The sequence below is a fragment of the Halomonas sp. AOP27-A1-41 genome, from assembly GCF_052378605.1.
Lineage (GTDB): Bacteria > Pseudomonadota > Gammaproteobacteria > Pseudomonadales > Halomonadaceae > Vreelandella > Vreelandella citrativorans.
This window is the reverse complement of record NZ_JBQSXT010000040.1, coordinates 1-9311: the sequence shown is the minus strand read 5'-3', so window position 1 is coordinate 9311 and position 9311 is coordinate 1. Positions and strand designations below refer to the sequence as shown.

Here is a 9311-nt window from a genome sequence, read left to right as displayed (position 1 = left end):
TGCAACAAGTCATTAATTATCGTCAGAACCTCCATTGAGGTTATATATAAACCTTATTTTACTCTATCTCATTGCCTCCCTTCGTGGCAAAGAAAATTTTGGCCGTGTGCACCAGAGCATGTCTTAGCGAAGCAGTTAAGCCATTAAACAGGGCAACTCACAATAGCGGTATTCAACGAAACTCCACACACCCCATATCCCCCTCAAACCACTGCTGCTTTAACCCCCTCTGCTTTTCCAGCAACAGCGTTAGGTAGTCACACAATGGGTGTGCGGTTGGTAGCGCGGCAAGGTGCTTGCGAAGCCTACGTTGGTAAGCAAACTGCTCAGCAGGCACATGCAGCGGCGTGGCATTTTGGGTGAGCCATTCAAAGTTGGGCAGAAGCAAATGGGTGGCACCACTATCGAGCGCCAACGTGACGCCTTTAACATCAAAATCACCGGCATAAATATGCGGTCGATGGGTTTTGCGCCAAGCATCGGCCAGTAACGCAAAGCCGCCACCGTAGTGGCTGTCGCCACGGTAGACGACCAGCGGGTTTGTGTAGCCGCTCAGTGATGCAATATCCGGCGAAAACTCATAGAAGCTGTCCAGGTTTTCGACCTGAATCATGGCGCTGAATGCGCTCAGCTTTAGTGTCTGTATATCTACATCGCGAATAGTGCGGAACTCGATGGCGAGCCCTGCTATTGGCTGAGGGGGAAAGCTTACAAGCACCCGCCGTGCGCGAGGGCTTTCGCGGGTGGCTTTATCCTCTTCCACGCCTTCTTTTGCTTGGGCGGCGCTGGTCAGGCCACTGAGTGAGCGGCCTAGCGGCGCTATGCGGGCGCTGTCTAATACATCGTTGATCTGCGCGAGCAAGGCGGCGTCAAAGCGCAGCGTTTTGCTGGTTATTCGTGTGGCCAGGTCAATATCATGCTGATGGCACCAGGCCACCACGTCGTTTACCCATTGGCCGCGGGGCTTTTCCACTGTGGGCTGGCGGAGAAGTTCTCGGGCTACACCGTTCAGCCCATTGCGTGCGCGGCTGGGTAGGTTCATACGGCCAGCTGTAGTTCAACGTCGTGGATCAGGCGCAGGTGATTGTAGGCACTCGCCTGGGTCTCCTGCTGCTTGAGGCGAAACGCGCGCTGGTCGTTGCGCGGCAGGCCCTGGTATTCGGCAATTACCTGGAACAGCCAGATTTCATCGGGCCATTCCAGCGGGCTTTCGTGCAGGTACTCAAGCGCACTGACCGGCGCTGCCTGTGGCTGATCAATCACGCTTAAATAGAAGTGTTCCACATCCTGCTTTAGCGCCTGTTGGCGGGCGGCGGCCAGGCTGCTTTCTTGCGCTTGGGCGGGTGCCGCTGCTTCTACCGTTTGCGTGGTGTGACGCGGCTGGGGTAGTTGGTGGAGCAGGTCGACGAGTACCTGACACTCCAAGTTACGGTCCAGCGCTGGGGCGGCCGCTGCGTTTAGCGGGGCGGCTTGATTGACCAGCGCGGGTACCTCGCTGCGCCGGGCGTAGTTGCCGGGCACGAAGCCTGGGTGCTCGCGCATAAACGCGGCCATGCCGCTGATCAGACGGCTGCGCGCCTGCTGCTTGCGAAAGCGCGCCATCAGCTCGATCAAGCGCCGCTGCACTTCGCGCAAACCGGTGTAGTGGTGGCTTAACTGCTGCTGAAGCTGGCTGATCAATAGTTTACGCAGGCTGCCGTCGCTGCCTACCAGCTCTATCAACTCATCAAAGTTGATCAGCGCCAGGCCATCCAGAAGCCTGGCGATCTGTTTCTGGGCGCGGTCGTTTTCACGAATTTTATCGTTGAGCTGGCTGACGAAACCAAAATCGCTATTCAGCCGCTGCCATAAGCTGTCGATAGCATCGGCGAAGCGCCCGTTCAGGTCGTCGACCTCCTGGCGCAGGCGCATTAGCTGCTGCTCTAGCCGCCAGTGCTCGCCTCGGCTGCGCGCTTCGCGGTAGCTGTGTACCAGCGCGCGAATCAGTTCCAGGGTTTCCGCTACATCGGCATTCACATGGCGACGGGTCTCATCGGCGAGCATTTCGGCGATCAGCTCGCGCACCTTTGGGGCAAGCTTCACGCCGCTCTGCTCATCCGGGCGCCACAGAATACGCGCCGCCAGCATCTTGCGCAGCGCGCTATCACTGAGCGATTCCAGCGGCACTTCATCGCGGGTGTAGGCCTGCATCAGCGTTTCAGAATGCTTGCCCAGTAGCGCCAAGCGCTCAGCGCCTGTTTTGAGCAGGCGGCTCTCCAGCTCATTCACGCTCTTATTCACAACAGAGCCTCCTGCGTGCCTTCTTCTCCTTCGGCATCAATCGGCAGGTTCTCTTCATCGCGAATAAAGCGCACCAGGTCTACCAGGTAATCAATCTTGCCGGTGATCACAAATACCTGGCGCTCGGAATGCGGCTGAAGCAGGTAGCCGTGCTCTTTCAGGCGCTTGAAGACCTGCTTTACCTGGGCATCCAGCTGGTCACTTTGTGAGCCAAAAAAGCTGTCGGTAGCCAGGCGTTCCAGCCGCTCGCGCAGGCTTTGGTTATCTTCACACTTGGCGCTGAATTCGGCCGGTTTGAGTACATCGCCAGGGGCGGCCAAGGTATCGCGGCCTAGCGCTTCTTGAACCAGCTGTAGCCACTCCAGCAGCGGCAGCAGGCTGTTGAGCGTATCGCCAAGCTGGCGTGAGAGCTGATCCCGGGCGCTGTCATTCAGTTGGCGCCAGGCCAGAAAATAGACGCTGCCCTCTTCATTGCTGGCCAGCCGCCGGTTAAGCGGGCGCAGGTAGGTGTCGATCTCCTCGCGGGTCTCTGCGTTGCTCAAGTGGCGATAGCCACTTTCATCGCTCACCGGGCAGACAAACTCCCCGGCGAGTAAACGCTCAAGCAGTGGGCCATGTTCGATCATACCGTCACCTCCTGCTGACGTTCCTGGAGCCGCTCGGCCAAGCGGCTCAGGCGCGGTTCAATGCGTTTTAACACCCGTTTATTGGCGTTAGCGTTATCGCGGTCAATCAAGTAGCGATTGGCGAACAGCAGTAGCACGTCGGATTCAGGATTGGGGAACGCGCCGACGATATGAATGTGGTTGCTGTCACAGGCCTCAAACAGCTTTTCTACGTTGTGATAGGCCAAGGTGCCGATCTCATCGATGGGCCAGTGGATGGCGATTTCTGCGTCGCCGCGCAGCAGGCGGGTAAACGCGAGCAGGAATTTACACAGAATCAGGTAGGCCATACCGTGACTGGAAGACTCCAGCAGCTGGCGGTCGTTTTTAATCACCAGGTCCGTGCCGCCTTCGTTCAGGTGCAGTTCCAGGCGCAACAGGCTTTCAAAGCTGTACTGCTGGTCGCTGCGTAGCAGATCGACCACGTCGGCCAGGGTGTTCAGGTAGTCGTCGCTGGGCAGCGTCTGGCCGGATTCGCGCCACTCTTTATAGCGCTGGGCAAACAGCTTCAACGGCTCCCAGAAGCCCAGTTCGTCGATGGTGGACTGAATGCGCACTTCGGCTTTGGTGATGCCTTCCAGGCGCAGGTCGTCGGCGACTTCTTCCGAAAGCCGACGGCTCTGGGCGCTGATGCGACGGTTCAAATCGCGGAACACGGTAAAGAATTTATCCAGGTCATCGCTGAGGTTGCGGCCTTCCTGAATCAACTGCTGCTGTTGGTCTTCAAGCAGTTTGAGCATGTCGCGCAGTAGCGGCAGCTGTAGGCGCGGGTTGTCACTTTGCAGCTTGCTGCGCTCGCTCTCCAACGCTTCGGCAAAGCCGCTGCTGGCGTCCTTGATCAGCTGGCTTTCGACGTCCAGGCAGCCGCGACGCAGCTGTTCGATCAACTGGTGGCGATTGCCCAATGCCTGGCGCGCGCGCTCAATGCGCTCGTCCACATCGCCCAGCGGCGCCGCCGGGGCCTGGCCGCCGGGTTCAATGGCGAGGCCTTCCAACTGGGTCAGCAGTGGCTTTAAGGCTTCCAGGCTGGTGTGTTCGCTTTCGCGCTGCGTTTTAAGCGTGCTGACGGTGCTTTGGTGCGTTTTACGCGCGGCCTGAAAATCGTTTTTCAAACGCTCTTTATCGCGTTGAAGCTGCTGTTCGGCTTGTTCGAGTTCGGCTTCCTGGGTGACCAGCTGCGGCTTGTGCTGCCCCCACTCCACGCGCATAAAGCGGGTGTATTCGATAAGCTCATCCTGACGGGCGGCGGTAACGCGGATGCGTTCCTCTTGGCTTGCCAGCCGCGCCTTGGTGTCTTTTAGCTTTGCCGGGTCGACGCCCTGTTCGGCCAGCTCCTGGCTAAAAGCTTCTTCCAGTTCCGCTCGCTGGCGCTGGTGTTCGGTGTTGGCATCGCTTAGCTGCTGCTTATACTGGCGCAGCTGGGCATCCAGGCTATCCACTTGGCTTTGGCCGTCGGCTTTTAGCTCCAGCAGCTGGCTTTGATGGGTTTCACCAAGCGCGTTAAGGGCTTGCTGTTTCTCTTCACGCAGCTCGGTTTGTGTTTGTTCCAAGCGAGCTAACGCGGCTTGATGCGCGGCGCGGCGCTCCTGTTGATGCTTGGCGTGGCGCTCTTGCTGCTGGCGGCGCGCCTCGGTCGCAAACTCAACTTCCTGCTCGGCACGCTTATGGGCCATACGGCCCTGGTCCTGGGCTTCATCGGCCTGTTGGACGCGCTCGTTATGCTGTTTAAGCGCTTTCTCGGCCGTTTGGCACTCTGCCTGCGCGCGCCGTTTGGCGCTATCTGCTTCTTCAATGGCGGCGAGCAGCGTGGCTTCGTCCTGGGCGTAATCGGGCAAGGCAATGGCCGAGAGATCCAGCGCCAGCCCAAACAGGTCATCACTGCCGCCGTCGGCTAGTTGAGGTGCTAGATCGCGTCGTTCCAGCAATTCCAGGGCAATCACTTTGCCTAACTGCTGCTCCCAACCGGGGCGATGGTAGCGCAGAAAATGGCGCAGGCTGCCCTGTTCAGGGTCACGCTGCTGGTAAAGCGCGTAGCTGCGCTGCTCGGCGCGCTCAAGCTGTTGGCGAAGCTGAACCAGTTGCTGCTCGGCATCGTCCCTGCCGCGGCGGTTGTTTTCAAACTCGCGGCGCAGGCCGTCTAGCGTGGCGGCCGATGCGTTACGCTCCTGCTGGGCCTGGTCCAGGCGCGCTTGGGCAAGCTCAGCATCAGCAGCTTCTTCGGCGGTTTGAGTCGAAAGTGAGAGCTGGGCTTTTAGCTCGGCCAGCTGCTCAACGCCCAATTCAAGCTGCGCCTGATACTCACCGTCCAGGCGCTGGCGCTCCTGTTGATAGCGCTCATTAAGCTTCTGCTCGGCTTCCCACTGCTGTTCACGGCGCAGGGCTTTCTCTTCCACCAGGGCGTCGATCAATTCCTGGGCTTCACCGGTCTGGCGGGCCAGCGCCTCGGAAAGTTCACGCAGGCGTCCATCAAGCCGCGCCTGGCTCTCTTTTACCGCATCCTGCATCACGTTCAGGTGGGCACGCAGCTGATCGCGCTGCTCGCGCCACTGGGGCAGCGCATTGATATCACGCTCCAGGGCGGGCATATCCGCCTCGAAATAGTGCTCGTACTGGGTTTGTAGATCATTAAGGCGGCGCTGGGTCTGCTGTAAATCGCTGACCACTTCGCTGTGGCGGTCATTAAGCTCATCCCGCGCCTGGGCGTAGTCGCTTTCCCGCTGCTGGAAATCGCGCTGATGGCGGGCAAGCTCGGCGTCCACATCGGCCATGCGCCGCTCAGCCTGCTGGCGGTCATCTTCAAGCTGGGGTTTAAGCTGCCATAAGGTGGCATCAAGATGGGCGAGTTCGCGGTCAATCCCGGCAAGCCGGGCGAGCGACGCCTGCAGTGGCTCCAGGCGCATGGATTGGCGCATCTGGGCAATCCATTCACGCGCCTTGGTGTTACGAATCCGCGTCACCGGCAGCTCAACGCCATCCTCTTCGAAAATCGCCGCCAGCATGGTTTTGAGGGTATCCATCTTGCCCTCTTTGGCATGCACCGCCGACACCAACTTTTCAATATGGCGAATACGCCGCTCGGGCTTGACCAGACTGAACTGCGCGGCGATCTGGCGCAGTTTGAGGCCGTCGCGGCTATTGCCGTGCAGCTGGGTAAAGTCGTTTTGGATCACCGAGCGAAATTCAGAGGTCGCGCCCAGCTTGGACGACACCGGCGTGCCGCTACGGCGCAGGCCGCTGGCCCACTGTGTGTAGTCGAGTGCAGTCACGCCCGCCTCGCTCTCCACCAAATAATCTTCCGGCTGATAAGGCCCGCCCACAAAGCGGTACTCTACCCCGCCCTCTTGCTTACGAGTCAACACTGCCTGGCAGATATTGCCTGCTTCGCGGCGGTATTCATACACCAGGTAGCTATTGCGATGCGGCAGGTAAAACGCATCAAACTTCATGCGCGTTTTGGGCACTACCTTATTGGGCAGCTCGCCATAAAACACCGGCACCAGGCGCTGGAGCGTGGTCTTGCCCGAGGCGTTGGTGCCGCAAATATTGGTGTGGCCGTCCACACTGAGTTCAACCACGCCTTCAAGGTGGCCGTGAATCATCACGATGCGTAGCAGGTGGGCCATGCCGTGTCCTTGATCGATAGGGTTTCGAAAACGACTATCTTGCCAGACACAATGCAAGGCGACACCTACTGGATGACTCGACTCACCGATTCACTCTCCCAAACGCTTTATGTAATCATTAACCCACTAGCGACTTAAACGCTCAGCAATTACATTCACGCCCACGCTTCACTTTCATTGCAGGAAACCGCCATGCCCCGCTACCCCGAGCACCTTACCGGCGAAGGCCCGGTTAACCCCTTTCCGGGAATTAAAGTACTTGAACGCCGCCTGGGCCGAGCGATCCCCCATCAGTTGGGTTCCAACGAAGGGCTGGACATGCCTCACCAGGCACTGCGCGAGCACTTTGGTGATGCACTGGCGGCGCACGCTTACAGCTATGGCGACGCCGAGGCGTTTGGTGTGCGTACCCGGTTAAGCGCCCAGCTGGGCACGCCTTTTGATCATTTGTTGGTTGATGCGGGTGCCGATAGCCTGATTGCGCTGGCGCTACGCACTACCTGCGAGCCCGGCGCTACGGTGGTATGCACGGCGGGCACCTATCCCACGTTTGGCTACTTTGCGAAAGGCCAAGGCTGCCACCTGATTGAACCTGGCTACCATGAAGCGCCCGGCGTGCTGGCGCCGGACCTGGAAGCGCTGGCCACCGCCGCGCAACAGGAAAACGCCCGCCTCGTTTACCTGGCCAACCCGGATAACCCCAGCGGCCACCTGCACAGCGACAGCGCCATTATCAAGTTTCGCGAGGCGCTGCCAGATACCTGCTGGCTGCTGCTGGATGAAGCCTATGGCGATTTTCGTGATGATGCGGGAAGCGAGTTTTCGGCTAACGCGCTGCCCGGCGTGATTCGCCTGCGCACGCTTTCCAAAGCCCACGGCTTAGCGGGGCTGCGCATTGGCTACGCCATTGCAGAGCCTGACGTACTGGCCATGATGATGAAGGTGCGTATTCACTACGCGGTTTCCGCACTGACGCTGGCCGCCGCCGAAGTAGTACTCGACCATCCTGAAGAAGTGCGCCAGCACGTGGCGGATGTAAAAGCCCGCCGCGAACAGTTGGCCGAGCACTTTCGCTCTTTAGGTGCGGATGTACTGCCGAGTGCCACCAACTTTATCGGCATTCGCCTGCCCAGTGAGGAACTGGCCACCCACGTACATCAGCAGCTGCTTTCAGAAGGTGTGCTTGTCGCTCGCCTGGCGCACCCGGCGCTCGCCAACGTGATACGCATTACCGCCGTAGCGGATGCCCTGGTGCCGGGCCGGCTGGCAACGCTTGAGCAGGCTATTAAAGGGCACGCTTGATAAGGCAACTCTTTTTACAGGAAAGCCCCTGCCAAGGCAGGGGCTTTCTCGATACTAGCGCTACCCGAACGTTACAAATCAAGCGTTAGGCAGTGCCGCGATAACCATGATTTCCACTTTCCACTCAGGCTTGGCAAGCTTGGCTTCAAGCGCGGCGCGAACCGGGGTACGCCCTGCGACTACCCACGCTTCCCATGCCGCGTTCATCTGATCAAACTCGGCCATATCGGTTACCCATACCTGGGCAGAAATCAGGTGCTCTTTTGAGGACCCTGCCTGAGCCAGCAACTCATCAATGCGCGCAAGCACTTGTTCGGTCTGGCCACGCATATCTGCCGTGGCGTCGGCGGGCACTTGGCCTGCTAGATAAACCGTGCCGTTATGAATAGCCACTTGGCTCATACGCGTATTGCTTTCGTAATAAGTAACGCTCATGGAGTCTCTCCGTCATAAGAAATACAGCTGAGATTACCGCGTTTACATTTAAAATGCTTGCCTGCAAATACGCCAACTTCTTGCTGAATTCAGGCAAGCGATTTACCTACCCACTGAACCCTACATACCAGATCACGAAAGGCACCGAGGCCAAAAACAGGATAGAGACCATCGCAAGCAACCCGTCTCTGGTTAAGAGCCCGGCCGCGAAGCAGGCGATAGCCGCAGATGCTATTGAACCCGACGTGGGGATGACTTCCATAAACGGCATAAAGGGTGTCACGGCCAGGATAACGGCGAGTGGCAGGTACAACCAGGGCGGCTTGACGAAAAATACCCAGCGCGGTTTGAGAAAACGCTCAACAAAGTGCACCGGTTTGCGCAGCCAGTTAATCCCTTTACAGAGTTTATGGGTAGACAGCGCTTTGCGTGAAATGAAGCCTGGCAGCCAGAGGCAATCCCGCCCCAGCATTATCTGCGCCACGAGAATAAACTCAATGAAGGCCACAATGGCAGTGACTCCCGGAATCGAGCTTGCAGGAGACGTCGAAATGAGGGCAAACATGAGCATCAGTGACGCAAAGGAGTGCGCACCAAGCTCGTCCACAAGCGACCCGATCGTTACTTTTTGCCCTTGAACCGAGTGTTCAAGGTGATTCAGAACCTCGCTGAGTGCCCGCGTCGTATGTTCGGCCATTATTGAGTTCCCTGCTCGCCATAAAGCGTGCCAGGCCGTTAATCAAGCACCTGTATCCATGGCATGCAATAGCCGTCTACAACAACGGCGCTGTCTCTGTGGAGTGTAGTTTAGGTGGGTGTCATCAAATGTTAGATATCGAGCCAATGGATGGTGTGAGAAAAGGAGGGTATGAGCAATGTTTGCCAACGCTTCATGGTATTTTTTGGAATGCAAAAACCAAAAAAAGGCCTAGCGATGAACGCTAAGCCCTAAAATTTGGTGCCGGTGGCCAGACTCGAACTGGCACACCCGTAAAGGCGGCGGATT

General features: G+C 58.2%; 7 protein-coding genes. 1 reads left to right on the top strand and 6 read right to left on the bottom strand.

Features of this window, described 5'->3' with window-relative positions; genetic code table 11:
• Positions 1-172: 172 nt before the first annotated feature.
• Genes ACT3TC_RS16700 through ACT3TC_RS16685 form a run of 4 tightly spaced genes read right to left on the bottom strand, consistent with a single transcriptional unit; the run spans position 173 to position 6568 of the window.
• Positions 173-1042 carry a DUF7281 domain-containing protein gene (locus tag ACT3TC_RS16700; protein ID WP_444641061.1) on the bottom strand — a complete coding sequence of 290 codons (870 nt, stop codon included), beginning with the start codon at positions 1040-1042 and terminating at the stop codon, positions 173-175.
• Positions 1039-2280 (bottom strand): hypothetical protein, encoded by a 1242-nt coding sequence (locus tag ACT3TC_RS16695; RefSeq protein ID WP_444641059.1) that lies wholly within the window; start codon positions 2278-2280, stop codon positions 1039-1041. Before ACT3TC_RS16695 ends, ACT3TC_RS16700 begins: the two co-directional genes overlap by 4 nt.
• Complete coding sequence (locus ACT3TC_RS16690) at positions 2277-2906, bottom strand: hypothetical protein (RefSeq protein ID WP_444628076.1); 630 nt, start codon at positions 2904-2906, stop codon at positions 2277-2279. Before ACT3TC_RS16690 ends, ACT3TC_RS16695 begins: the two co-directional genes overlap by 4 nt.
• Complete coding sequence (locus tag ACT3TC_RS16685; RefSeq protein WP_444641057.1) at positions 2903-6568, bottom strand: ATP-binding protein; 3666 nt, start codon at positions 6566-6568, stop codon at positions 2903-2905. Before ACT3TC_RS16685 ends, ACT3TC_RS16690 begins: the two co-directional genes overlap by 4 nt.
• Before the next feature lie 192 nt (positions 6569-6760).
• Between ACT3TC_RS16685 and ACT3TC_RS16680 the strand changes: the two genes are divergently transcribed.
• A complete protein-coding gene (locus ACT3TC_RS16680) occupies positions 6761-7870 on the top strand; it encodes a pyridoxal phosphate-dependent aminotransferase (protein WP_444641055.1) in 1110 nt (369 codons plus the stop codon).
• A 78-nt stretch (positions 7871-7948) separates the two neighbouring features.
• Here the strand turns inward: ACT3TC_RS16680 and ACT3TC_RS16675 are convergent, their stop codons facing one another.
• Together ACT3TC_RS16675 and ACT3TC_RS16670 are read right to left on the bottom strand one after the other, a co-directional pair.
• Positions 7949-8305 (bottom strand): RidA family protein, encoded by a 357-nt coding sequence (locus ACT3TC_RS16675; protein ID WP_444641053.1) that lies wholly within the window; start codon positions 8303-8305, stop codon positions 7949-7951.
• A gap of 106 nt (positions 8306-8411) precedes the next feature.
• Positions 8412-9002, bottom strand: coding sequence for an exopolysaccharide biosynthesis protein (locus tag ACT3TC_RS16670; RefSeq protein WP_444641051.1), 591 nt, complete (start codon positions 9000-9002; stop codon positions 8412-8414).
• Positions 9003-9311 lie beyond the last annotated feature (309 nt).

Coding starts and splice junctions, on each gene's coding strand:
- ACT3TC_RS16680 (WP_444641055.1), top strand. CDS start 6,761: ATGCCCCGCTACCCCGAGCACCTTACCGGCGAAGGCCCGGTTAACCCC.
- ACT3TC_RS16690 (WP_444628076.1), bottom strand. CDS start 2,906: ATGATCGAACATGGCCCACTGCTTGAGCGTTTACTCGCCGGGGAGTTT.
- ACT3TC_RS16700 (WP_444641061.1), bottom strand. CDS start 1,042: ATGAACCTACCCAGCCGCGCACGCAATGGGCTGAACGGTGTAGCCCGA.
- ACT3TC_RS16675 (WP_444641053.1), bottom strand. CDS start 8,305: ATGAGCGTTACTTATTACGAAAGCAATACGCGTATGAGCCAAGTGGCT.
- ACT3TC_RS16670 (WP_444641051.1), bottom strand. CDS start 9,002: ATGGCCGAACATACGACGCGGGCACTCAGCGAGGTTCTGAATCACCTT.
- ACT3TC_RS16685 (WP_444641057.1), bottom strand. CDS start 6,568: ATGGCCCACCTGCTACGCATCGTGATGATTCACGGCCACCTTGAAGGC.